At 72.9% G+C, this 24,328-nt stretch carries 17 protein-coding genes; 10 read left to right on the top strand and 7 right to left on the bottom strand.

Translation table 11 applies throughout. From position 1 onward, the window contains the following. Positions 1-21: 21 nt before the first annotated feature. Positions 22-1,260, top strand: coding sequence for an FHA domain-containing protein (locus IPH07_08385; GenBank protein MBK6917401.1), 1,239 nt, complete (start codon positions 22-24; stop codon positions 1,258-1,260). Beyond that, the gene (locus tag IPH07_08380) at positions 1,250-2,182 is read left to right on the top strand and encodes a hypothetical protein (GenBank protein ID MBK6917400.1); all 933 of its coding nucleotides are present in this window, start codon (positions 1,250-1,252) and stop codon (positions 2,180-2,182) included. Before IPH07_08385 ends, IPH07_08380 begins: the two co-directional genes overlap by 11 nt. 24 nt (positions 2,183-2,206) lie before the next feature. Here the strand turns inward: IPH07_08380 and IPH07_08375 are convergent, their stop codons facing one another. Together IPH07_08375 and IPH07_08370 are read right to left on the bottom strand one after the other, a co-directional pair. Beyond that, positions 2,207-2,773 (bottom strand): hypothetical protein, encoded by a 567-nt coding sequence (locus tag IPH07_08375; GenBank protein MBK6917399.1) that lies wholly within the window; start codon positions 2,771-2,773, stop codon positions 2,207-2,209. A 32-nt stretch (positions 2,774-2,805) separates the two neighbouring features. Then, on the bottom strand, positions 2,806-3,429 hold the full coding sequence (locus IPH07_08370) for a hypothetical protein (protein MBK6917398.1): 624 nt from the start codon (positions 3,427-3,429) through the stop codon (positions 2,806-2,808). 79 nt (positions 3,430-3,508) lie between these two features. On the opposite strand from IPH07_08370, the gene IPH07_08365 reads away from it, so the two are divergent. The 8 genes from IPH07_08365 to IPH07_08330 all read left to right on the top strand — a co-directional run bounded on the left by IPH07_08365 (position 3,509) and on the right by IPH07_08330 (position 16,869). Further along, on the top strand, positions 3,509-6,625 hold the full coding sequence (locus IPH07_08365; GenBank protein MBK6917397.1) for an FHA domain-containing protein: 3,117 nt from the start codon (positions 3,509-3,511) through the stop codon (positions 6,623-6,625). A 109-nt stretch (positions 6,626-6,734) separates the two neighbouring features. After that, entirely contained in the window at positions 6,735-10,061 is a 3,327-nt protein-coding gene (locus tag IPH07_08360) for an RHS repeat protein (GenBank protein ID MBK6917396.1), read from the top strand. Continuing rightward, positions 10,058-10,993: a hypothetical protein gene (locus IPH07_08355; protein MBK6917395.1), complete on the top strand. Its 936-nt coding sequence runs from the start codon at positions 10,058-10,060 to the stop codon at positions 10,991-10,993. Before IPH07_08360 ends, IPH07_08355 begins: the two co-directional genes overlap by 4 nt. Positions 10,994-11,079: 86 nt before the next feature. Continuing rightward, positions 11,080-13,047 (top strand): serine/threonine protein kinase, encoded by a 1,968-nt coding sequence (locus tag IPH07_08350; GenBank protein MBK6917394.1) that lies wholly within the window; start codon positions 11,080-11,082, stop codon positions 13,045-13,047. A 19-nt stretch (positions 13,048-13,066) separates the two neighbouring features. Then, positions 13,067-14,806 carry a penicillin-insensitive murein endopeptidase gene (locus tag IPH07_08345; protein ID MBK6917393.1) on the top strand — a complete coding sequence of 580 codons (1,740 nt, stop codon included), beginning with the start codon at positions 13,067-13,069 and terminating at the stop codon, positions 14,804-14,806. Next, positions 14,796-15,428: a hypothetical protein gene (locus tag IPH07_08340; protein ID MBK6917392.1), complete on the top strand. Its 633-nt coding sequence runs from the start codon at positions 14,796-14,798 to the stop codon at positions 15,426-15,428. The genes IPH07_08345 and IPH07_08340 overlap by 11 nt, the downstream gene beginning before the upstream one ends. Positions 15,429-15,491: 63 nt before the next feature. Beyond that, positions 15,492-16,088 carry a hypothetical protein gene (locus IPH07_08335; protein MBK6917391.1) on the top strand — a complete coding sequence of 199 codons (597 nt, stop codon included), beginning with the start codon at positions 15,492-15,494 and terminating at the stop codon, positions 16,086-16,088. A 181-nt stretch (positions 16,089-16,269) separates the two neighbouring features. Beyond that, positions 16,270-16,869, top strand: a complete 600-nt coding sequence (locus IPH07_08330; protein MBK6917390.1) for a hypothetical protein — start codon at positions 16,270-16,272, stop codon at positions 16,867-16,869. Positions 16,870-16,917: 48 nt separating this feature from the next. Here IPH07_08330 and IPH07_08325 read toward each other — a convergent pair whose 3' ends face one another. The 5 genes from IPH07_08325 to IPH07_08305 form a co-directional block, all read right to left on the bottom strand. Further along, positions 16,918-18,912 (bottom strand): VWA domain-containing protein, encoded by a 1,995-nt coding sequence (locus IPH07_08325; protein MBK6917389.1) that lies wholly within the window; start codon positions 18,910-18,912, stop codon positions 16,918-16,920. Beyond that, positions 18,909-19,766 (bottom strand): DUF58 domain-containing protein, encoded by an 858-nt coding sequence (locus IPH07_08320; GenBank protein ID MBK6917388.1) that lies wholly within the window; start codon positions 19,764-19,766, stop codon positions 18,909-18,911. The genes IPH07_08325 and IPH07_08320 overlap by 4 nt, the downstream gene beginning before the upstream one ends. 66 nt (positions 19,767-19,832) lie before the next feature. Next, a complete protein-coding gene (locus tag IPH07_08315) occupies positions 19,833-20,849 on the bottom strand; it encodes a MoxR family ATPase (protein MBK6917387.1) in 1,017 nt (338 codons plus the stop codon). A gap of 19 nt (positions 20,850-20,868) precedes the next feature. Continuing rightward, the gene (locus IPH07_08310) at positions 20,869-22,914 is read right to left on the bottom strand and encodes a hypothetical protein (GenBank protein ID MBK6917386.1); all 2,046 of its coding nucleotides are present in this window, start codon (positions 22,912-22,914) and stop codon (positions 20,869-20,871) included. An 11-nt stretch (positions 22,915-22,925) separates the two neighbouring features. Then, complete coding sequence (locus IPH07_08305) at positions 22,926-24,278, bottom strand: hypothetical protein (protein MBK6917385.1); 1,353 nt, start codon at positions 24,276-24,278, stop codon at positions 22,926-22,928. Between the last annotated feature and the right edge of the window lie 50 nt (positions 24,279-24,328).

Genomic DNA, 24,328 nt, shown 5'->3' with positions numbered 1-24,328 from the left:
TGCGTTATGCTGCGCACACCCTTGCGACCGGTTCGCATCCGTCTCGAGCATCGAGAAGCGGGCACCGTCACCGAGTACGAGTTCCACAGCTCGCCGGTTCGGATCGGTCGCAACCCGCTCAACGATCTCGCGCTCCCGTACTCGTTCGTTTCGGGCTGGCACGCAGTGATCCGTTTCGACGAGGCGGCGGCGCGCTTCTACGATCTCGGCTCGACCAACGGCACGCTGTTCGACGGCCGTCGCATCAGCGCCGGCGAGTCGGCATCGATCGACGCGCCGATCCGGCTGCAGATCGGCGATCTCGATCTCGTGCTCAGTCGCGATGGTGCCGCGACGATCGACGCGCCGGTCGCCAGCGCGCCCTCGCCGAGCGCCGGCGCGGCGCCGAAGCGGCGCTACATGAAGGCGTCGGGCACGGCGCCGGTGCGGGTCGGCTCGATCGATCCGGACGCCGGTGGCTCACCCGCGACCCCGCGGCCGAACCAGACCTCGCATGCGCCGATGAGCCTCGTGCACGGTGTGCTGTCGTCGCTGCGGCCCGCGTTCGAGGAGGCCAAGGGTGCCCGGGCCCGCTACGAACGCGAGCTGCGCGAGCGGCTGGCCGCGCTGCCGTCCCACCTGCGCGAGCAGGCCGAGGCGTTCATCCGCCGCGAGTTCGGTGACGTGGGTCCGTCCGGCGGCGGGGTCGCGGGTGCCGAGGAGGCGCTCGGCCGCTTCTGCGCCGAGCTGGTGCCCGAGCTACCGCCGCCCGCGATGGCCGACGAGGCCGAGGCCTTCCTCGCGCGCGTGCGCGACGTGCTGGAGGCGTGCGCCAAGGGCATCATCGAGCTGCAGAACGGGCAGGAGCAGTTCGGCAGCGAGATGGGCGTGCGCGCCGTCAAGGAGTTCACGGCGCTGCACACCGCGTCGTCGGCCAACAACGTGCTCGAGTACCTCCTCGACTGGCGGCACGGTGGGCCGCAGCGGGTGCAGGAGCTGGTCGGGATGTTCGCCGACATGATGATCCACCAGGTCGCGCTCATCGGTGGGGTGGTCGAGGGCGGCCGCGCGCTGCTCGGGCGGCTCGCGCCCGAGGAGATCGAGCGCGCCGCCGGCGGTCGCAGTGGCTTCGGTCGGCGCGCGCTGTGGGACGCCTTCGTCGCGCGGCACCGCGAGCTCGGTGACGACCGCACGCTGCTCGAGCTGTTGTTCGGCCCCGAGTTCGCGCGGGCCTACGCCGAGGTCGGCGGCGAGCAATCCCGAGGTCTCGATGCGCCGTGAGCTGCTGCTCGTGGGCGTCCTCGCGGCGCTGTCCAGCTGCCACCCCAAGCAGGACCGCACGGGGGTGTTGTGCAGCTTCGATGTCGCCACCGACGGCGAGCTCGCGCAGCAGACCCTGCCGCTGTCGACGTGGATGACGCTGGTGTCGCCCTCGGTCGATCGCCAGTCGCTGGTGCGCCAGGGACCATGGCGCGACAGCTGCAACCAGGTGTTGCAGCCCGCCGATCACGCGCAGTGCCCCGCGGCGATCACCACCGACACCGTCGTGCCCGGCGATCGCATCGAGCTGTCCGACCTCTTGCTCACGCCGGTCAGCGGCGATCGCTGGCTCGGCTGGGCCGCCACCGATGAACTCACCGATGGTCAGGCCCGCGGCACGCTCTCGCTGGTGCGCTGGCGCGAGGACGGCATCGCCGTCGTCGGCACCGGCATGGTCACGGGCTGGCGGCAGTCGGCGCGGGCGCGCATGCACCACGCCAGCGGCACCGAGGTGCTCGTGCTCGAGGGCGATCGCTGCGAGCGGGCCCGCAGCGCCGGCGCGACGCGGCCGTGCACGCGGGTGGGGCAGTTCGTGCCGCTGGTCGGCGGTCGCTTCCGTGACTTCGAGCTGCACGAGGCCGGTCGCGGCTGCGTCGGTCGGCCGCAGTTCGATCTCGATCGCTCGACCGAGATCCGCATCGACGACCGCACGCTGCGCAGCTTCCGGCTCACGCGCAGCATCGAGCTCGACGACGCCGGCGTGGTGCTGACCGACCTCGTGATCGTGGAGGACCGCGATCCGCGAGACGCCGCCGCTGCGCCGCGGCCGTTCCGCCGCGCGACCACACGGCGACCGCTGGTGGTGGTCGACGGCCACTTCGAGCTGCGCGACGAGGACCTGTGGGAGCGCGTGCTGCGGGACTTCGGCGGCGTGCAGCAGTGAACCCGGACGGCGGCTGCGCACGCCTCACGGCTTGACGTGGATCGACCAACGCACGTCGCGGCGGCCCAGGCGGGTCTTGGCGAACACGGCCTTGTCGCGGATGACCCCCGCCACGCACTGACCGAGGGGCGTGCTGCCGAACGGCGGCCGCGCGTCGCTCTGCTCGACGCGCCCCGAACTCTCGATGCTGAAGTCCACGTTCACCACCGTGCCTTCGACAGCGCCGTGGGTGCGGGCACAGGCGTCGAAGGCGGATTGCAGGCGCGCGAGCATGCGGCGCAGGTCGTTGTCCCCGATGGTCTCGGCGAGCTTCGCGACCTGGCGTGGCTTCTCGACCACGGCAACCTTCTCGGGCTCGAACGGCTCGAGCGGCGGGTGCTCCTCCACGATCTCGGGCGGCTTGGGCTTGTCGATCGTGGCGGTGCGCGGGCCCTCGTCGTCGAGCAGGAGCCACGCCGCGAAGATGCCACCCAGGATCGCCAGCAACGCGAACGCGACCACGAGCAGACCGAAGCGGCGACGCGCGCGGCGGTCGGCCTCGAGATCGAAGTGTCGCGCCTCGCGGACGTCCGCGGCGCTTGCCGTGCTCACCTGCGGATCTACGCCGCCTCGTCGCGGGCGATTCACGACGACCGACCCACGCCCCGGTCGCGGTCGCGGCGGCCCTTGGTGCGCTTGCGGATGTCCTTGCGGACCTCGAGGAACACGGTCTTGGGTCCGCGGCGGCGGACGTATCGGTAGACTTGGTTGGCCTCCGCGAGCGCGTGGAGGTTGCCGCGGCTCATGCGATGACGCCGCAGGGTGCAGCCGCGGAAGACCTTGGGTGCCTGGAAGCCCTCGCGCTCGGGCACGTGGAGCAGGCGGTAGCGACCGTCCTCGGTGCGCACGAAGCCATAGGCGCACGCTGCCTCCAGGCAGCCGCGATCGAAGGTGACCCACAGCAGCGGCACGCCGTTGAGCTCGGCCTCCTCGACGATCGCGCCATCGATCTGCGTCGACAGCACCCGCTCGTACTTCAGGCGATTGGTGCGCTGCCGGATCTCGCTGGAGACGGTGACCGTGCGGCTGGCGTCCTCGTCGTACACACTGACGAGGCGGTTGCTGGGGTACACGCGCAGGCGCCCCAGCGAGTCCTGCTCGCGGGCTTCCCGTAGCTCGGCGTCGCGGAGCTGATATCGTGCGGCGCAGGCCGATGATCCGACCAGCAGCGAGAGCCCGAGGCACGCCCGTGCGAGTGCGCGGTGCATGTTGCTGCGATACTCGACCGATCCCGGGCGGTCAATCGAGCGGCTGGCGCAAACCCCCGAGCGCGCCGTGGGGAGGCCGATGATCCGCATCGCGATCGCGGCGAGCGAGCACGCGCCGGCCCACGTCCGCACGAGCGCGGCCGCGGTGGTCGTCATCGGCCGTGACCCGCGCTGCGAGCTCGCGCTGTCGACCCCCGGCATCTCGGCGACGCACTGTCGGCTGTCGCCGATGTCCGGCGTCGCGGGTGCGTATGTGCTCGAGGATCTCGGCAGCTCGTACGGCACGTACGTGAACGGTACCAAGGTCGGGCGCCCGGTGGTCGTGTCGAGCCGCGACACCATCGTGCTCGGCACCCAGGCGCTGTGCATCGTCGAGGGCGACGACGAGGCCGCGGCCCTGGCTCGGCTGCAGCCCGCGCCCGCCGCGAGCACGCCGCCAGCGGCCACGGTCGCGCCCGCGCCGGCCCAGCGCTGGCAGGATCTCCATGCGCACTACGACGCGCTCGCACTGCGTTGGCACGAGGCCGGTCGCGGTCGCGTGGGATTGCTGCGGGGCCGCGCGCTGGCGCAGGCCGACGCGTGGCTGATCGCGGGCCGCGATCAGTCGCCGGCACCGCAGCCGCTGCACCGCGATTTCGTCGAGGCCTGCCACCGCGCAGGCCGGCGCCGCGGCGCGGTGTTCGGTGGCGTCGCGGCGGTCGCGGTCGCGGGCGCGACCGCGGGCCTGTGGTGGCACCAACGCGAGGACGCCCCCGTCGATGCGCCGGTGCAGGTCGATGCGCCGGTGGTGGACCCGAGCGCAGGACCCGAGCCGGACCCGCCGCGGCGCGACGAAGATCGTGCGGCCCTACTGGCGGCGGCGTCGGCCATCGACGAGCCCGAGTCGCGGCTCGCGGTGCTGGCCGAGCTCGCGCGACTACCGGGTCCGCTGCTCGGCGATGGCCGCTTCGGTGTGCTCGCCGCGGTGGTGCACGAGCTCGACGGCCGGCAGGTCGCGGCGCTGCCGACTGGCGACGCGACCGTGACTGCGTTGGCGTGGGGCCGAAGCGGCCGGTGGTTGGTGAGCGGTGACGACGGTGATGCGATCGCACTTTGGCACCTCGATGCGCCCGCACCCACGCTGCCGACCCGTCTGCTCGGCCACGTCGACACCATCACCGCGCTGGCGGTCGCCGCCGACGGGCGCTGGCTGCTGAGCGCGAGCGGTGACCGCACGTTGCGGCGGTGGGACCTCCGCGCCGCCGATCCGGGCGCGACCGCGGCGGTGTTGCGGGGACACGAGGCCGCGCCGCGCGTGCTGGCGATCGCACCCGATGGCCGCTTCGCCGTCAGCGGCGACGAGCTCGGAGCGCTGCGGGCGTGGGACCTCGAGGCCTCGCCGCCGGCATCGATCGCCGTGCGCACCGATGCCCATGCCGGCCCGCTCACCGATCTCCGCTTCGAAGGCGACGGCACGCTGCTGTCGGCCGGCGACGATCGACTCCTGCGCCGCTGGCAGCTCGACGCCGCGGGCGGCCTGCGGCCTTCGACGCGCTTCGAGGGGGCCAACAGCGGGCTCACGCGCATCGCGATCGACCGGGTTGGTCACCGCCTGCTGGCCGGTGCCGCCGACGGGTCGATCGCGCTGTGGGATCCGGCGCAGGGCCCGAGCAAGCCGCTCATCTTGCTGGGCCACGACGCGCGCGTGAACGATCTGGTCGTCACCGCCGACGGACGCACGCTGGTCAGCGCGAGCGACGACGACACCCTGCGCGTATGGGACCTCGGCGCCGTCGATCCCAGCCTCGCGAGCATCGTGTTCGCGGGCCACGAGGGTGACGTCACCGCCGTGCAGCTCGCGGCCAGTGACACGCGCGTGGTCAGTGCGTCGCGAGATGCCACCGTGCGCGTGTGGGATCTGACCAAGAAGGAGCGCGTGGTCGATCGCTTCGAGCTGGCCCGACACGGCGGCGCGGTCGCGGCGCTGGCGGTGTCGGGCGATGGCTGGCGGGGCGCCAGCGCCGGGCCACGGGGGCAGCTGTGGCTCTGGGATCCGCTGACGCGCGGCGGGGCCGTGCTCGGCAAGGTGCTGCGGGTCGGCGCCGGCGTGCTCACCGATGGCGCGCTCGCGCAGGACGGACGCGCGCTGCTGGTCGGTGGCGCCGGTGGCCAGCTGCAGCTGTGGCCGCTCGACGACGGCCTGCGTGTGCCGGGCGGTCGTGCGCTGCTCGGCGTGAGCTCGACGGTCACCGCGGTCGCGCTCGATCGCACCGGCCTGCGGGCGGCCGCCGCGAACGATCGCGGCAACGTCACGCTGTGGTCGCTCGCCGATCCGGCCGCACCGCCGCGGGCGCTCGGCGCCCACGACAGCAGCGTGACGCGGCTGGGCTTCGTGGGGGACGGCACGCGGTTGCTGTCCGCGGGCAGCGACGGCACCGTGCGGCTGTGGGCCAGCGACGGCGATGCGCAGGCCCAGGTGTTGCGCGTGCATGTCGACGAGATCGGTGCGATGGCGATCGCCCCGGACGGGCACTTCGCCGCCACCGGCAGTCTCGATGGACGCCTGGTGCGATGGGATCTGCGGGCCGACGCGATCGCGCAGGGGGCGGTGCTGCTGGCCGGGCACGAGGGCGAGATCCGCACGCTCGCCATCTCCGCCGATGGCCGCTGGCTCGCGTCGGGTGGTGCCGATCGGCGCGCGCGGCTGTGGTCGCTCGACGACGGCAAGCTGCTGCACCAGCTACGCGGCCACGAGGATGCGATCACCGCGACCGCGTTCGCCGGCGACGGCCTGCGCCTGGCGACCGGCGCCGCCGATGGCAGCGTGCGCGTGTGGCAGCTCGACGCGGCGCATCCCGACGAGGCGTCGACCGTGCTGCGCGGGCACACGCAGACGGTCACCGCGCTGGCATTCGTCGAAGACGCGGTGTTGGCCTCGGCCAGCAACGACGGCACCGTGCGCCTGTGGCAGCTGACCAGCGGTGAGCAGCTGGTGCTGGGCAGCCACGACGCACCGGTGCAGCGCCTGCTGCGGCGCGCGGGCGGACCGCTCGTCTCGGTGAGCTACGACGGCAGCGCGCGGGTGTGGCCGACCACCGGCGACGAGCTGGCCCGGCGCATCTGCGAGGTCGTGCACCACGGCGCGGAGCCGGCGCGGCTGGCTGCGCTGTTCCAGGGCCGCCCGCCCGCGCCGGGCTGCGTGCCGCAGAAACCGTGAAGAAACCAGCGCACCGCGACGTAGGTGCAAGCAGAGCCCGGACGCATCCGAAGCGGACCGCTTGGTTGCCACGCGAGGCCCGTCCGGGCGCGGGTTCGGATGCGAGGCCATGTCACCGTCGTCGGGCACACCATCGACTCCGCCGCCCAAGGTCGCGACCCAGGGCGGCATGGTCGCGGGGTTGGCCGAGACCGATCCGCCGACCGCATTCGTCGCAGAGCTCGGCGATCCCGCGCGGGCAGCCGCGAGCTCGGTGACCGACCCGCTGATGATGGCGGCGGGGCGGGCCCAGCCCACGCCGCCGCGCGTGCGCATCGGTGGCACCGAGCTCGCCACGCGGAGCACGCCCGCGACGGCGCTCGGCTCGGTGCCCGCGCAGGCGCAGACCATCGGCGGCTCGAGCGTGATGCGGATCGCGGGCGATGCCGTCGCGTGCGAGGGCGACGCGGCCGCGCTCGGCGGCGCCCGCATGGTGCTCGGCGCCGGCCCGCAGCAGTCGCTGCGCCTGGGTGGCGGCAGCGGGGCGATCGAGCCCCCGACCGCGCCGACCGCCGCGCCCGGGGCTGACTCGCTGGCGGCGCTGCGCAAGCAGATCCCGGTGCGCACGCAGTGGGGCGAGCCGCCGCCGCAGCTGCAGATGCTGTCGCGGTGCTCGCCCGCGCGTCGGCGCGACCTCGTGCCGTCGCAGCTCGCGGTGCTGGTCGGCGACCCGGTCGACGTCGCGACCGGCGCGGTGGTGAGCGAGGCGGTCGAGCTGCACACCGTGAGCCCGCCGCTGCGGCTCTCGCGGCGCTACGCCTCGAACCACAGCGATCGCCTCGGTGCGCTCGGCTGGGGTTGGTCGCACGGGTTCGAGGCCGCGTTGTGGCTCGAGCCAGGTCGCGTGGTGCTGCGCGAGGCCGATGGCCGCGAGCTCGAGTTCGACACCATGACGCTGCCCGGTCAGGTCGCGCGGGCTGGCGACGTGCTGCACGACAGCACCGGTCGACTGCGCCTGCGCGCGCTGGGGCGACTGCACTGGGAGCTGACGTCCCACGACGACGACGGGCCGCTCGTGCGGCACTTCCGCCCCGAGACCGGCGAGTCGGCGGCCGAGCGCGACCGCGGGATGTCACGCCTGGCGCGGGTCGTGCGGCCGCGCGCGGTGGTCATCGAGTGCGTCTACGACGATCGTGCGCGCCTGCACGAGCTGCGCATCGATACGCGGAGGGTGCTGGCGTTCGAGTACGACGATGCCGGCCGCCTCGAGAGCTTGTGGACGCCGCAGGAGGGCCGCCTGCAACGACACGCGCGCTTCGAGTACGGCGCCGACGGCGACCTCGTGGCGGCATTCGACGAGCACGGTCTCGCGCGGCGCTACGAGTACGTCGGGCACCTGCTGGTGGCCGAGACCGATCGCGACGGCGCGCGCTTCTTCTACGGCTACGATGGCCACGGCGCTCGCGCTCGCTGCATCCGCAGCTGGGGCGGCGGCGGCGAGCTCGACCGTTGCCTGGCGTACGATCGCGGTCGTACCGAGGTCACCGACAGCCTCGGCAACGTCAGCACCTACGGCGTCGACGCCTGCGGTGCGGTCGCGGAGATCATCGACCCCCACGGCGACGCGATCCGCTACCGGCACGACGCGCAGCTGCGGCTGGTCGAGGTCGCGTTCGCCGACGGCAACCGCATCGTCGACGCCTACGACGATGCCGGCCGGCTGGTGAAGCGGCGCCTGCAAGACGGCGCCAGCTGGCGCATGGCCTACGATGAGGCTGGTCGACTGGTGCAGGGCTGGGACCCCACGGGCGCGCGGTGGAGCTTCGGCTATGACGCCGTCGATGCGCTCGTGAGCGTGGAGGATCCGCTCGGGCACCGCGTGCGACTCGAGTACGACGCCGGTCGGCTGGCGCGCATCGTCGATCCGTTGGGGCAGTGCACCGAGGTCGTCGTCGACGCGCTGGGCAACGTCGTCGAGCTGGTGCCGCCCGCGGGCACTGGTCCAGGCGGGCTGCGCTTCGAGTACGACGCCTGCGGACGGCTGGCGGCGATGCGATCCGCCGGCGACGTGCGGGTCGCGTGCATCAGCGACGCCCACGGGCGCGTGATCTCGCAGGACACCGCGGTCGGCCCGGTCCGACTCGCCCGCAGTGCCGAGGGGGAGCTCGTCGGCATCGACGCGCCGACCGGGCGCTGGGGCATCGCCCGCGACGCGCTGGGGAACGTCCGCGCGGTCCACGGCCCCGACCTCGCGGTTGCCTACGATCACGACAGCGAGGGTCGACTGGTGGCGGTGCGTCGCGAGGGCCTACCGGCGTTGTCGCTGTTGCGCGACGCTCGCGGCCTGGTGACCGCCTTCACCCGCGACGCCGATGCGCCGACGCTGATCCAACACGGTGCGAATGGCCGCCGCATCGAGCGCATCGTTGGGCCCGATCACGCGCCGCTGCAGCTTTCGTGGGACCCGGTCGGCCGCCTGCTCGAGGTCGAGCGCAGCGGTGCCGGCGAGACCACGCGCGCGCGCTTCGACCACCGCGCCGATGGGCTGCTGGTGGCCGCCACCAACCACCACGCGCGGCTGGTGATCGAACGCGACGCCCGCGGCGCGGTGCTGCGGCAGCGACTCACGACCGCCACCGGCGAGGCCGTGGTCGAGAGCGCCGCGCTCGACTTCCGCGGGCGGCGGCAGGGGCTCGACGTCGATCCGCTGCGGGTCTCGTACCTGCGCAGCGCCGAGGGTGAGGTCGAGCGCATCGCGATCGTGCACGATCGCGTGTGGGACATCGCGGTCACACGCAGCGAGGACCGCCGCACCGAGTGGCTGCGCGCGGAGTTCGGCGTGCTCGAGCTCGCGTTCGACGACTTCGGTGCGCTGCGGGCCGTGGTGCGGATCGGCGCCGACGGGCGCATCCGCAGCTGGCAGCCGGGGCAGGGGCCGACACGGCGTGACGGCGCCTCGCCCCACGACGCCCTCGGGCGTGCGCTCGGCGACGGTGCCGAGACCTCGGCCGTGTTCGACGAGGACCGCTGCGTGCGGCAGGGCCCGACGTGGTGGCTGCACCATCCCGATCGCGGGCTGCCGATCGCGGCGATCATCCGTGGACGCATGGAGTTCGTGCTGCCCGGAGACCTCGACGCCGACGGCGGAGCGATCCGCGACGGCGCGGCCGCACGCCACGCCGCGTGCTTCCCGTTGCTCGGCTTGCCGGCGCTGCAGCCGAGCCTCACTGCTCCGGCGCAGTGGCTGGCGCGGTGGTTCCGGCACCGCACGTGGGCGCCGACCTCGGCGCCCGGCGGCGATCCGCACTGGTGCCCCGACGACTGGACCGCGGAGCCCACCGATGCACGCGCCGCCGACGGCCGCGTCGACGCGCCGCGGCTGCGGGCGATCCTCGCGGTCGCCTTCCCGACCACCTGCCTGCGCCCGATCTCGTTTGACCAGGAGAGCCGCCCATGACCCGCGCACTCGCACGTTCACTACGCCCCCTGTCGCATCGGGTCGGACGGCTGCATCGCGTGGCCGCACTGCTGGTCGGCCTCGCGTCGGTGCCGATGGCGGTCCCGGTCGCCGCGGCCGCGCCGGTCGACAACCCCACCGCGCGGCGGGCTCGTGCGCTGCAGATCGACGGGCAGGCCCGCTTCGAGCAGCAGCTCTTCGAGCAGGCCGGCGACGTGTGGAGCCGGATCTTCGAGGTCCTGCCGGAGAACCCCGTCAATCGCGAGGAGCGCGGGACGACGCTGCTCATCTGTCTCGAGGCCTACCGCGAGGCCTATCGCGTGCATCGCGAGAGCAAGGCGAACGACGGCCTCGAGCGCGGCATCGCGATGTTGCGCAAGGGCGTCGGCCTGCTCGATCGCTACCTCGCCGCGTTCGCGCGGCAGTACGGTGACACGGCGCAGCCGAGCCCGACCGTCGAGGAGAAGGGCCGGGAGCTCCGCGAGCTGCTCGCCGCCGCCGAGCGCGAGCTGACACCGGTGACCGCGCCGCCACCGAACCTGGTCGGCCCGCCCCAGACGGGCCTGCAGCCCGACACCGGACCGGGTGGTGGGCCCAACGGCAAGGGCCTCATCGCCGGCGGCTCCGTGGTCATGGCACTCGGCCTCGGGGCCAGCGCGATGATCATCGTCGGCGCGTTGCGGGCCAAGGACGCCAAGTCCGAGCAGCAGCGCGCGAAGGCCGATGGAGACACCGACGCGCTCCGTGCCGCCGATCGCAAGGGTACTGGCGCGAACGGTTTGATCATCGGCGGCGCGGTGGCCACCGGCGTGTTGCTCGCGGCCGGCGCGACCATGCTGGGCATCGGCCTGCGTCGACATGCGCGCTACCAGGCCTTCGTGCCGGTGGTCGGGCCGCAGTACGTCGGCATCGGGCTGTCCGGTCGCTTCTAGACCCGTCCGCGGCTCCGCCGCGACCGGCCGCGGGGCAGATTCCCTGAATCCCACCCGCGGCCCCGGCGTAGGTCTTGGTGCAGGGCATGGGTGCAAGCGATGCAGATCTGATCGGCACCGTGCTGTCCGATCGCTACCGCATCGCCGGGATCATCGGCGACGGCGGCATGGGGCGGGTGTTCGCCGCCGACCACGTCACGCTGCTGCGCAAGCTCGCGATCAAGGTGCTGAGGCCCGAGCTCGCGCGCCACGAGGCCAACGTCGAGCGCTTCCTGCAGGAGGCCCGCGCGGCCTCGATGATCGCCCACCCGAACGTCGTCGACATCCTCGACTTCGGTCGCATCCACGACGGGCCGGTCTACTTCGTGATGGAGTACCTCGAGGGCGAGGACCTCTCGGTGTTGCTGCGGCGCCTGGTCCGGCTGCCGTGGCCGCGGGTGCAGCACATCCTGCTGCAGGTCGTGCGGGGCCTCGCGGCCGCGCACAAGTGCGGCATCGTGCACCGCGACATGAAGCCGGCGAACATCTTCCTGGTCCAGCGCCCCGACGCGATGGATCAGGTCAAGCTGCTCGACTTCGGCATCGCGAAGGTCGTGCACCGCGATCGCCCCGGCAACCTCACCGGCGAGGGCTCGGTGTTCGGCACGGCCCGCTACATGTCCCCCGAGCAGGCCGCGGGCCTGCCGGTCGACGGCCGCTCCGACGTCTACGCGGTCGGCGTGCTGGCCTACGAGATGCTGAGCGGTCGGGTGCCGTTCGACAGCGACAACTTCCTGCGCGTCGCGACCCAGCACGCCAACGATCCGATCCCGCCGCTGCGGCAGGTCGCGCCCGACGTCGCGCCGATCGTGGAGGCGTTGGTGATGCGCGCGCTGGCCAAGCGGCCCGACGAGCGCTACCCGAGCATGGCCGAGTTCGAGGCCGCGATCCTCGGTGCGTCGTTCGAGTCGACGGTGGCGATGGCCAATCCCCTGGGGCCCGACGCGGTCGACCGCACGACGATCTACGATCAACGTCGCGCCTCGCGGCCACCGCCGGTGGTCGCGGCCGAGGCCGTCGACGCGGTCGACGCGACGGTGGTGCGGCCCCATACGCGGCGCCACGCGGTCGTGCCCGCGCGCCGTGCGACCGCCGCTGCGCCGTCGTTCTCGCCGCGGGCCGAGCCCGTGCGATCGGTGCGCGTGTCGGGCCAGGCGGCGGTCGGGTCGTCACCGATCCTCGCGGTGCCACCGATGGCCGCGCCGCCGCTGGTCGGGGAGCGTGATCGCCACGACGTCGATGACGAGCCCGCCCACGGCCACCCCCCGTCGACCGGCGAGTTCCTCGCGCCGTTGCTGCCGACCGGCATGTCCGCGCCGACCAGCACCGCGGTCGAGCATCACACGTTGCCGCCGGTGAACTGGCATGGCGGCAACCCGTCGACCTTCGAGCATGCCCGTGGCGACGGCGCCGAGACCCACGAGTTCGCGCTGCACGTGCCGGTGCGCGAGGTCTCGCGCAACTGGCTCGTCATCACCATCAGCGTGATCGCGCTGCTGTTGGTGTGGGGTGGCGGCGCGGTGTGGTTCCTGTTCCTGCGCGACGACAGCGACGCGACCCCCGAGCTGCATCCGACGGTCGCGGCCGACGAGCCCCGTCCGAGCACGACTCCGGCGGCGCCACCCAAGCCCGCGCCCGAGCCGGCACCGATCGCTGCGACGCCCGCGACCCCGCCCGAGCCCCCGGTCGCGCGGCCGCCGGCCGAAGACCCGCCGGCGCCGATCCGCGAGGCCACGCGACCACCGACGCCGCGCGGTGGCAACGACGTCGAGCGCGGCTACGCCAAGGTGAAGGGCGCGCTCGTGGCCTGCGGACGCACCCACGGGGCCGTGAGCGGCACGACCGTCACGCTACGCTTCGAGGTCGAGGACGGTCGCGCGACTGCGGTCGAGGTCAGCCGTCCGTGGAACGTCACACCGCTCGGCCGCTGCGTCGCCGATGCGATGCGCAGTCGCGGCAAGTTCCCCGGCGTGCGCGGACACGTCGCGGTCACCGAACGCACGATCCGTTTCTAACCGGGGAGCCGAGCCCGCGATGCTGCGCCTGCGTATCACCGACACCCACGGGCGCGCGTGGACGCGGCCGCTGGGCAGCGGCGCGCTGTCGATCGGTCGCGGCGATCACAACGACGTGGTGCTGCCCCATGACGCGGTCTCGCACGAGCACTGTCGGATCGAGGGCGACGACGGCCGCTTCATCGTGAAGGACCGCGGCTCCGTCAACGGCACGTTCCTCGACAACCAGCGCCTCGACGAGCCCGCCGAGCTGCGCGAGGGGAATCGGCTGTACGTGGGCCCGTTCCTGCTCGAGCTGGTCAGCGTGGCGGCGACCGTGCAGCGGCGGATGCGGGCGCCGCTGCGGGGAGGGCCGGTGCTGCGCACGACCACGCCGGCCGAGCTGCGCGCGCGCGAGCTCTCGCGTCTGGCGCGGTGGAGCCTCGAGTGGGACCACGCCGGCCGTGCGCCCCGGCTGCTGCTGCGGGGCGCCGCGCGCCGTCGCGCCGAAGAACTCCTGCGCGCCGGCAGCACCGACGCGACGCCGCTGCTGCTCACCTTCGTCGCGGCGAGCCGACGCCGCGTGTGGCGGACGCGATGGCGGCTGCTGCTGCTGCCGATGCTGTCGCTCGCGGCCGCGGGGATGATCGCGTGGCGGCTGTGGCCGCAGCCCCCGCCCGCAGCGCCGGTCGAGGAGGTCGAGTCCGAGGTCGCGGTCGCAGCGGCCGCGGTGCCGGTGGCCGTCGCGAGCGCGCCAGCACCAGCCGCGGTCTTCATCGAGCACCGCGTGATTCCGGCCGAGACCCTCGCGGAGATCGCCGCGCGCTACGACGTCGCGGTCGAGAGCCTGGCGCGCTGGAATCAGCTCAACCCCGACGCGCCACCGCCGGCGGCCGGCACCGTGCTGCGGGTCGAGGCCCGACGCACGCCGCTGCCGCAGCAGCAGATCAGCTACGAGCTCGAGCGCGACTACGACTGGCGCGGCCTCTCGGAGCGCTTCGGCGTGTCGGTACCCAAGCTCCGCGCGTACAATCCCACGCTCGGCCTCGAGCTGCGCGCGGGCACGTTGATCGACGTGTGGATCGATCCCAAGCCCTACGAGAGACGGCGTACCACGCTGCAGATCCCTCGCTTCGAGGTCCGCCCCGACGCGCACTCGGTGGGGCGCCCGAACGACGGACGGCTCGCGCAGGGCATCCAGATGCCGGAGTCGCCGCTCTACGTGCGGCGCGCGCCCAACCTCATGTGGGGCTCGAGCGCGACCGTGCAGGCGCTGCTCAACGCCGTCGCGAAGTTCCGCCAGGACGTCGAGTTCGACGGCGAGCTGGTGCTGGCCGACATCAGCAAGCGCGGCGGCGGCAAGCTGCCGCCGCACAAGTCACACCAGGCCGGCCGGGACATCGACATCTGGATGCCGACCCTGCGCGGGGTCTACAAGAAGAGCTATCTCGGCCGCGAGCGGCGGCCGCTGCCCAGCGAGATCGACTGGTTCGCCACCTGGGGCCTCATCCGCGCGCTGGTGGAGGGCGGCAACGTCGCCCACATCTTCCTCGAGTACGATCTGCAGGAGAAGGTGTACCGTGCAGCCCAGCTCATGGGTGCCACCGAGGAAGAACTGGCGGCCGCGATCCAGTGGCCCCGCGGTCGCTTTGCGAGCGGCGTGGTCGCGCACTCGGACGGCCACATCGGTCACATCCACGTCCGCTTCCGCTGCGGCCCCCACGACACCGACTGCGTCGAGGGCATTCGGCGCGAGGACGCCGACGAGCATGGCGACTGACGCCCGCTGGGTCGCGCCAGCGCTCGTGGCCCTCGGGATCGCCGGCAGCGGCTGCGCCGCCCGCGAGCACCTCACGCCCGGTCTGCTCGACGAGGTCATGCACCGCGAGCATGGCCTCGAGCAGCTCCGCGTGTACCCGACCATCAAGTTCGTGGCCTACGCCGATCGCAAGCTCGGCGAGGACTTCGCGGTCGACGGCAGTCAGGGCGCGGTGCAGACCGGCTACCGCGGCCAGCGGGTCGAGCTGAGGTTCCCGCGCGCCCTGCCCGGGGCCATCGTCGCGGTCGAGGTGATCGACAAGACCGCGTGGCTGTGGGTCACCTTCGACGGCAGCTGCCGCGACAAGGGCTGCGCGCTGGTGTTCCTCGGCTCCCAGGACGGTCGCTTCCGCCTGCACCAGGTGCCGCCGATCATCGGCTTCGCGCCCGCGCGGGTGTACCGACGCCGTGTGGCCGAGCGCAACCTGATGGAGCCCAGCCGCATCTACGCCAAGTCCACCGCCGCGCCGGTGTACATGAGCACGCGCGGGATGACGGTCTCGGTGTCGCTCGAGATCAAGAAGCGCGACCGCGTCGACATCCACACCGTCGTCGTGCCGCAGTCCGGCGTCCGATCGCGCTGACGGCCGCGGCGGTTCCGTCGCTTCCGCGCATCCTGCCGCGGCCCACGGCGTCTGCACTCGCACATGGCAGGCGATGTGCTCTTGTGGGCGTACGGCTACGGTCGCAAGTCGGCGGCCGCGATCGCCGAGACCGAGCGCGTGGCCGGCATCGACATCACGCGGCCGAGCGAGGAAATCCCGGACTACGCCGGCGAGACCATCGCCAGGCTGCGCGCCCGCTGGGCCAGCGCGCCGATGCCGAGCATGATCTTCGCCGCGCACAGCGTGCGCGAGGCCACCGGTGGGGTCGCGGTCCGCTGTCGCGAGCGCGATCGCCTCGCGCGCAAGATCGTGCTCGAGGACCACGGCCTGCCGGGGGTGGCATTCATGGGGCGCGACGTCATGACCCTCGCGACGATGCCCGACCACGCGCGGTGGTTCGCCCACGTGCGTCCGTATCTGGCGCCTGGCGCCGAGCTGGTGCTGCTGCACTGTCAGGTCATGGCCGACGGCGGCGCGCTGGGGCGCGCGATCAGCCGTGCGATCGGTTGCCCCGTCATCGGCATGGACGTGGACCAGATCATCGGCAACCGCGCCTACGAGGGCATCGCCTACCGCTGCACGCCCGACTCGACCGTCGCGATCGGTTCGATCGACCGCGCCGTCATGCACTTCGACTAGCCGTGCGACCAGGGTCATGACCGACGAGTTTCGCGATGTCGCTCGAGTGCCGCCGGGGCGAGGAACCCCCTAGTCCCAAGACGATGCTGCATGGCATGCGTCGGTTTCGCTTCGACCGATGCCATCGCGTGCAGTGCCAAACGGAGTCGTTGCCGAAGCGAGAAGACGAGTCGAGAACACCATGGGTACTGCACTGATCCTCCACGCCGGCGCCGAGTTCCTCGACTCTGCCCAGACCGCGAAGCGTCACCTCGCCGCCAAGGGCTTCACCTCGACGGTGCACTCGTTCGAGTACCAGAGCGTCGACTCGCTGCCGCACATGGCGACCAAGGTCGACATCACCGCGTGGTACTCCCACGGCGGCTGGGACGGCCCGCTGTTCTTCTTCTCGTCGGGGCAGATCAGCCGCGGGGGCGAGAACGCCGGCGAGTGGGCCACGCTGCAGGCGTGGTTCCGTGCGTGGGTCGTCGAGGGCGGCCTGTTCGTGAGCCACGCCTGTCACTCGGCCGGATCGAATCGCTACGAGAGCACCGATGGCTACGCCGCGCGACGCTGGGTCGGCGACGTCGCCTCCGACATGGGCGTGTACGCGGTGGGCGTCGAGGGCTCGACCTCGTCGGCCGATCGCCATCACGCGGTCGCGTTGCTGGACTTCGCGCTCAGCGCCTCGCGTGCGCGGCAGGCCGCGCGGGCCTACCAGCCGGGCGGCGTGCTCGCGCAGCCGTGGCACGGCTGGTTGACGGCGCGCCGGCAGGCCCGCGGCGCGGCCGGCACCCGCTGACGCGGTCGGCGAGCGTGCGCACGCGGGCGCACGCGCCATCGCCTGCGACTACACCGTGATGCGGCGGTGGTAGGTCGCCCACTCGACGACCACGATCGCCGCGGCGAGCAGGAGGATCGCCGTCCACAGCGGCCCCTGGGACACCGGTGCGGGCGTCGGTGGCTCGCCGGCAAATGCCTCGGCCGGCAGGTCGTCGAGCGCGGCGTGCAGGTCGCTGGCAGCGGTGCCGGTCTGGTTGACCGCGAGCTCCGCGACGAGGTCGGCGGCGTCGCCATCGAGTGCGCGGACGCGGTAGAAGCCGGGCGTGCGCGCACGCAGGCGGATGCGCCCGCGCTCGACCGGCTGCTCGGTCTGCGCGCCGCTCGGATCCTCCAGCGAGACCCGCGTGACGCCCTCGGTCGGGAGCCCGAGATCCGCCAGCGAGAGCTCGCGCGTGCCGCCCAGCGCGACCTGGGCCACGAAGCCCGGCTCGCGCTGCTCGAAGTAGCGCAGCACGTTGTCGATGAGCAGGGGGAACGCCTCGCGCAGCGGCAAGTCGCTCTGCCGCGGGTCGAAGCCGATCGCGACCAGACCATGGTCGCCGCGCTCGCGCAGGACCACGATGGGCTCCCCCAACGTGCGCACCAACGCCTGATCGCCCGGCTCGAGCGCGAAGGTCGTGCCGCGGGTGATGTTGACGTCCTTGAGCACGATGTTGGCCAGGATCGGGTGCTGGCGCAGCTGCTCGGTGAGGAACGGTCGCGCGAGGTCGGCCTTCTTGGCGATGGGGAACGCACCACCGGCGTTGCGCCACGGATCGAAGACCAGCACGTGGGCGTCGGGTAGCTCGGTCGGCAGCGCGCCGGTGGCGACGTCGAAGACCACGACGTCGGCCTCGCGCAGCTCGTTGCTGCCCGCGACGGCCTGCTCGGGCGACACACCGATCAGCTCGATGTGCTCGGCCTGGGTGAGCAGCGCAGCCTCGAGGAAGAGGTCGGTGCCGTCGGTGACGACCGCGACCGCGAGCGGCGACAGCGGCGGCACGACGGCGTAGGCGACGTCGTCGAACGACGGCCCGAGTGCGCTCGTCAGGCCGGCGGGCGGCGACCGGGCCGCGTGCAGCGTCGCGACGAAGCGCGCGCGGGCGGCCTCGACGTCGGCCAGCGACTCGCGCTTGGCCTGGCCCGGCAGCAGCTCGATGGTGCGGCGGCCGAGCGACACGCCGTCGGCGCTCACCTCGAGCTCGACGATCGCCGGCCGGTCGCCGAGGTTGCGCACCTCGGCGAGCACCTCGACCTTGTCGCGGGCGTTGGGGTAGCGCCGTGCGGCGAAGGCCGTGATCGCGAGGTTGTCGTGGTCGCCGGCGGGCGCCACCACGGTGCAGGGGATCGCGGTGCCGGCGGTGCAGCGGCGCAGCGCCGAGTCGGCAGCCTCGTCGAGCGCGCCGTCGGTGAGCACGAGGATGCGCGGCGAGCTGCCGTGCGCCACCGCGTGCTCCGCCAACGCCAGCGCGCGCGGCAGGTCGGCCTCGCCGAAATCGGGCTCGACGGTGGCGATCGCGGCCGATGCCGGCGCAGGGTCGTCGGACAGCGGCGCGAGCACGGTGACGTCCTCGCCCGCGGCGATGATCACCGCCCGGTCGGCGGGGCCCAGCGCGGCGACCTCTTGCTGGGCGCGCAGCTTGGCCAGGTCGAGTCGGGTGGTGTCCGCGTCACCGTCGTCGTCCTCGTCGTCGGCGCGCGCCGGACCCGACATGCTGGCAGAGCGGTCGATCACGATCGCGACGGTCGCGGGATCCCGCAGCCAGGTGTCGGGCCGCGGATCGCCCAGCGCCGCCAGCACCAACAGCAGCACGCCCAGCTGCAGCAGCCACGACAGCAGTCGCCGCAGCCGTCGCCACAGCTTGCGACTCTCCGACTCGCGCGTGACCTGCTCCCACAGCGCAGCAAACGGCACCACGATCTGCCGCCGCCGCATCCGCAGCAGGTACAGGCCCGTGATGGCCGCGGCGCCGGCGGCCGCGAGCGGCCACAGCTGCGCGATCGTCAGGCCGGCGAACGTCACAGCAGCACGCCCCCCTCGCGGAACATCCGCAGCACGAGGTCATCGAAGGCGACGTCGATGTTGGCGCGCACGTAGTGCACGCCGCGGGAGCGACAGTTGCTCGCGAGCGCCTGACAGAAGCGCTCGTGGGCCTGGGCGAAGGCCTCGAGGGTGCGTGCCGAGACCGTCACGTCGCGACGCTCGTTGCGTTCGCAGTCGAGCACGCTGAGATCGCCACGCAGGCCGGTGCCGCGGGGATCGGCCTCGATCGGATCGAGCACCTGGATCGCGACCGGGTCGTGCTTGCGGAAGCGCAGCAGGTTCAGGCCTTCGAACGCGTGCATGTCGTAGAAGTCGCTGATCACGATCGACAGGCCCGGCTGGCTGCTCTGCGCCGCGAAACGCGACAGGCCCGCGCGGAGGTCGGTCACGCCCTCGGGCCGCATCCCCTTGAGGAACTCGAAGACGTTGAAGATGCGGCCCTTGCCCCGCACCGCCGGCAGGGTCTCGATGGTGCTGCCGCGAATGCACGACAGGCCCACACGGTCGAGGTTGGCCAGCCCGACGTAGGCCAACGCCGCCGCCACGCGCTGCGCGTAGCGGAGCTTGCCACCGCCGCGGGTGGCCATCGATGCGCTGGCGTCGACGATGATCCGCACCGGCAGGTCCTCGTCCTCCTCGAACAGGCGGATGAGCCGGTGACGCAGTCGGATCCATGCGGTCCAGTCGAGGTAGCGGATGTCGTCACCCGGCGAGTACTCGCGGTGATCGGCGAACTCCAGCCCCTGCCCGAGCTTGCGGGTCTTGCGTTCGGCCCGCTGACGCCCGCGGAACAGCCGGCGCGCGATCACCTGCAGCAGCTCGAGCTTGGCCATGAAGGCCTCGTCGAACAGCGCCGCGTCGGCGGCCTTCTGCGTCGCACTCGCCCGCGCGGCCACGCGTCACTTGTCCGCCGGCACCGCCGCCAGCGCCTTCGCGATGCAGTCGTCGATCGCGATGCCCTCGGCCTCGCCCTCGAAGTTGAGGATCACGCGGTGACGCAGCGCCTCGGGGGCGACCGCACGGACGTCGTCGATCGACGGCGTCATGCGGCCGTCGAAGGTGCAGCGGATGCGCGCCGCCAGCAGCATCGCCTGGGCGCCGCGGGGGCTGCCACCGAAGCGGACGTAGCGCTTGACCAGCTCGGGCGCGCGCGGATCGTCGGGGTGGGTGGCCCGCAGCACCCGCACGACGTAGCGGGTGACGCTGTCGGTCACCGGGATCGCGCGCACCAGCTGTCGCATCTCACCGATGCGCCGCGCATCGAGCACGGGCTTCACCGTGGCGCTGCCCTGGCCGGTGGTGCGATCGAGGATCGCGATGAGCTCGTCCTCGCCGGGGAACTCGACGTGGACCTTGAAGAGAAAGCGATCGAGCTGGGCCTCGGGCAGGGGATAGGTGCCCTCCATCTCGAGCGGGTTCTGGGTCGCGAGCACCAGGAACGGGTCGGGCAGCCTGCGGGTCTCGCCACCGGCCGTCACGGTGCCCTCCGCCATCGCTTCGAGCAGCGCCGACTGGGTCTTGGGGGTGGCGCGGTTGATCTCGTCGGCGAGCACGATGTTCGAGAAGATCGGACCGGGCTGGTACTGCAGCGCCGCGCGACCGCTCTGATCACCCTCGGCCTGCAACAGCACCGAGGTGCCGACGATGTCGGCGGGCATGAGGTCGGGCGTGAACTGGATGCGCGCGAAGTCGAGGTGCAGCGCCTGCGCGAGCGTGCGGATGAGCAGGGTCTTGCCGAGGCCAGGCACGCCCTCGAGCAGGCCGTGGCCGCCGGCGAGCAGGCACGTGACGACCGAGCGGATCACCCGGTCCTGCCCGACGATGACGCGTTGCACCTGCGCCGCGAGTTCGGCGAGGTCGGTGTGCATCGCCTGCAGTTCCTGATGGGTCTCGGCGGTCGTGATCGCAGTCGACATGGAGCAGCCTTCGTGCGCGTCAGCGCGCTTGGATCATTTGATAGTAGCGCTTGACGAGGCGACGCTGCGCCGCCGGAAACGCGGTGGAGTCGAGCGAGCTCTGCGCGAAGTCGCGGTACTCCTGGTACATCTTGCGGTAGGGCTCGGTCGCAAAGCCGTGCTGGCTGGCGTCCTTGAGCACCTCGGCCTTGCTCACACCGCGGCCGCGCTTGGCGTTGACGCGGACGTCCTTCGTGTGCGCCGCGATCGCGGTGGGGTCACCCTGGGGATCCTGCGAGCCGTCGCCGATGCCGTCGCCACCGGCCGATTGCCCCTGGCTCTGGCCCTGACCCTGTTGACCCTGGCCCTCGCCTTGGCCGTCGCCTTCGCCCTGACCGTCGCCGTCGGAGTCGCTCTCGCCCTCGCCCTGGCCTTGGCCTTGGCCCTCGCCTTGGCCTTGGCCTTCGCCTTCACCTTCGCCTTCGCCCTGGCCTTCGCCCGGCATGCGCATGGTGCCGCCGGGCTTGCCTTCGCCGACCTGGCCCTCGACCAGCAACGTCGACTTGCCCTTGCCCTTGCCATCCTTGCCCTTGCCGTCCTGACCGTCCTTGTCGCCCTCGCCCTTGGCGGCCTGATCGAAGCGTCGGACCTGCTGGCGACGGCGCTGCTCGCCGGCGCCCTGCTGGCCGGCGCGGCGCACGAAGGTCTTCGCCTCCTCGACGGCATCGCGGGCGCCTTGCATGCGCTGCGATCCGCTCGCGCTGCGGCTGGCGTCCTTCATGCCGCGGCCGAGCTGCTCGAGCTTGCGCTTGCGCTCGGCGCTGCCGGCCTTGCTCTGTGCGGCCTGCTGCGCGGCGCGGCGCAGCTCCTCGACCTTCTTCTGCGCCGCGAGCTCGCGCTCGTGTTGGCGACGCAGCTGCTCGACCTGGTCGCGCTGCTTCTTCAGGCGACGCTCGTGCTCCTGCGCCTCCTCGGGTGTCTCGGGCTGCTTCTTCTCCTCGCGTCGCAGGCGGCGCTCGGCCTCGTCGAGCTGCTTGGCGGTCTCGCTGGCGTCGCGCTGGTCGGCGCGCTTGCCCAGGCGGCGTTCGGCCTCCTTCAGCGATCGCTCGAGCTGCTCGTTGGCGTCGGCGTTCGCCTCGGCCTCGGCGCCAGCCTCGGCCAGCGCGCTCTCGGCTTGCTCGCCGTCGCCGCGGTCGAGCGCCTTGCCGACGTCGGCGGTGAGCGCCTCGGTCTCGAACGCGTCGGCCAGGTCGCGGGTGGCGTCGGCGAGCGCCGCCGGGTCCTCGCGTAGCTCCTCTTGCAGACGATCGTCGGCGGCGGCGAGCTCGGCCTCGAGCTGCTCGAGCCGCTCGAGCGCGAGCGCGCGATCGATCTCGCCGCGCTCCAGGGCGTCGAGGATCTCGAGCATCTCATGGGCGGCTGCGGCGACCTCGTCGTCGGTCTTGGCCAGCTCGCGCAGGCTCTGACGCAGCGGGCTCGCGAGCGCGAGATCGAGGCCGGCGCGGGCGTCGACCTGCTCGGCGGGCGCGATGATCACCTCGCCGATGAGCGGCGAGAGCAGCTGGGCGGTCGCGACCGGCACCAGCAACGCGAGCCCGAGCAACCCGAGCGGCACGGCGTCGCGCAGCTGCGGCGCCGGCACGGCGACGGGGATCGCCGGTCGCGGGTCGACCTGCGACGCGAGGCGCTCGGCGTCCTCGCGCACCAGCGCGACGATGGCGGCGGCGCGGGGATCGGTCGGCGGCTTGCCGGCCGAGAATTCGAGCGCGCTGCCGAGGCGATCGTCGAGGCGATGGTGCGCGTCGATGCGGCGCAGCAGCGCCCGCAGCGGCAGCGGACGCAGCCACGCCCACGCCACCGCGACCGGCACCGGCACCGTCGCGACCCACAGCGCCACCGGCGGGAGCCCGAAGCGGCGCACGAGCACGAGGCCGACCGCGACCAGCGTCACCGCGGCGGGCAAGGCCACCCGCGACAGGGCCCACAGCGCGTCGGCCGTGCGTTGTCGTCTGCGCGCCCGCAGCACCAGCTGCGAGAGCGCGCCGTCACGGGCATGCGTCGGGTCGGGCGAGCGGGCGGAGGTCATGGGTCGAGCGATCACTTCCCCACGTGGGTGCCGCGCCACAGCGCCTTGCGTAGCGCCACGGGATCGATGCCGTCGGGGATGCCCACGGCGAACACGACCTTGTGGGCCCGCCTCTCGATCACGTGGGCGCCGGGCGTGTGTTCCGCGAGGTACTGCGAGAAGGCGCGCTCGAACTCCTCGGCGTCGCGGGGGCTGTCCCACGCGGTGGCGGCCGCGAGCATGGTCGCGCCGGGTTTGCCGGCCTCGCGCTCGAACGCCAGGAAGTGGTCGCCGCCCCAGCCGGCCGCGGCGGCGCGGGCCTCGCGGGTGTCGCGTCGCTCGGCGAGCATCGCCAACAGCGTGGCCTCGCCGATGTCGTCGTGCCACACCATGCGCAGACCGGCGGGGCCCATCAGCGGTGCGAGGGCTTCGGCGTCCACCTCGACGGGGAGCGGTCGCTCGCGCGCGAGCAACTTGTCGATGTGCAGCATCTGCTCGGTCGACTCGGGCAGCTTCTCGTACAGCTTGTCGATCGCGCCCCAGCCATCGCGCTGCACCAGGCGCGCGACCGTGGCGGCGCCGTCGGCGTAGGGCATCTGCAGCGAGCGCGCGAGGATGGGGTAGGCCGACGCGACGCCCGCCAGCTCGAGCGCCTGGTCGCTCATCGCTTGCAGCACGGGCTCGGCCAGCGCCGCGACCCCGGCATCGCCCGAGACCCACGCGAGGTACGCCGCCTGGGCCTCGCCCTCGATGAGGAAGCGTCGTGCCGACTCGGCGTCGCTGGCGTGGCGCATGGGCTCCTGCAGCTTGTGCAGGTCGAAGTACATGTCCTGGAGCCCATGCGCGATCTCGTGGCCGACGACCATGCTGAGCATCGACTTGGGAACGAAGTCGCCGATGAAAAGGGTCTTGCGCTTGGGATCGTAGAGGCCGAGCACGCCCTGCTCGAGCAGCTCGAGGATGACGGCCTCGGGGTCGCTGCCCGGCGGCACGACCCCCAGCGCGGACTCGATGCGACCCAACATGCGCATCTCGTCGGGGGTCGTGAACTCGTACATCGAGTCCTTCGCAAAGGCTCGGATGCCGGGCTTGTCGATCACGTCCACCGCGACCTCGCTGCGCACCGCGAGGTTGCGCGCCTTGGCGACGGCATGGAGGATGCGATCGGTCTCCTCCCGCGCGCTGGCCTCGTCGATGCGATCGGGATCGGCGGCCGCGTGGGGCTCGGTGGCGGCCGGCGGGGCCTCGGTGTCCGCCGCGATCGGCCGCGCTTCGGGCCTGGCCGCGGGCGCGACGCTGGGCGGGCGGTCACAGGCCAGCGCCGCGAGGGTGAAGCTCAACAGGGATGCGCGCGGGCGCAGGAGTCGCCGCCTTGGGGACCTCACGGTCGCGCAATCGTAGCAGCTTTGGCCCCGCGGCCGCGGGGCGGTGGTGG

It is taken from the genome of Deltaproteobacteria bacterium, assembly GCA_016709225.1.
GTDB classification, from domain to species: domain Bacteria; phylum Myxococcota_A; class Polyangia; order Nannocystales; family Nannocystaceae; genus Xiheibacterium; species Xiheibacterium phototrophicum.
Note: the sequence above shows the minus strand (reverse complement) of the source record. Positions and strands in the feature narration are given on the sequence as shown.

Excerpts from the sequence above, each read along its gene's own strand:
- IPH07_08365 (MBK6917397.1), top strand. The coding sequence starts at position 3,509 with ATGATCCGCATCGCGATCGCGGCGAGCGAGCACGCGCCGGCCCACGTC.
- IPH07_08310 (MBK6917386.1), bottom strand. The coding sequence starts at position 22,914 with ATGACCTCCGCCCGCTCGCCCGACCCGACGCATGCCCGTGACGGCGCG.
- IPH07_08370 (MBK6917398.1), bottom strand. The coding sequence starts at position 3,429 with ATGCACCGCGCACTCGCACGGGCGTGCCTCGGGCTCTCGCTGCTGGTC.
- IPH07_08340 (MBK6917392.1), top strand. The coding sequence starts at position 14,796 with ATGGCGACTGACGCCCGCTGGGTCGCGCCAGCGCTCGTGGCCCTCGGG.
- IPH07_08330 (MBK6917390.1), top strand. The coding sequence starts at position 16,270 with ATGGGTACTGCACTGATCCTCCACGCCGGCGCCGAGTTCCTCGACTCT.
- IPH07_08360 (MBK6917396.1), top strand. The coding sequence starts at position 6,735 with ATGTCACCGTCGTCGGGCACACCATCGACTCCGCCGCCCAAGGTCGCG.
- IPH07_08345 (MBK6917393.1), top strand. The coding sequence starts at position 13,067 with ATGCTGCGCCTGCGTATCACCGACACCCACGGGCGCGCGTGGACGCGG.
- IPH07_08380 (MBK6917400.1), top strand. The coding sequence starts at position 1,250 with ATGCGCCGTGAGCTGCTGCTCGTGGGCGTCCTCGCGGCGCTGTCCAGC.
- IPH07_08315 (MBK6917387.1), bottom strand. The coding sequence starts at position 20,849 with ATGTCGACTGCGATCACGACCGCCGAGACCCATCAGGAACTGCAGGCG.
- IPH07_08355 (MBK6917395.1), top strand. The coding sequence starts at position 10,058 with ATGACCCGCGCACTCGCACGTTCACTACGCCCCCTGTCGCATCGGGTC.
- IPH07_08320 (MBK6917388.1), bottom strand. The coding sequence starts at position 19,766 with ATGGCCAAGCTCGAGCTGCTGCAGGTGATCGCGCGCCGGCTGTTCCGC.
- IPH07_08350 (MBK6917394.1), top strand. The coding sequence starts at position 11,080 with ATGGGTGCAAGCGATGCAGATCTGATCGGCACCGTGCTGTCCGATCGC.
- IPH07_08335 (MBK6917391.1), top strand. The coding sequence starts at position 15,492 with ATGGCAGGCGATGTGCTCTTGTGGGCGTACGGCTACGGTCGCAAGTCG.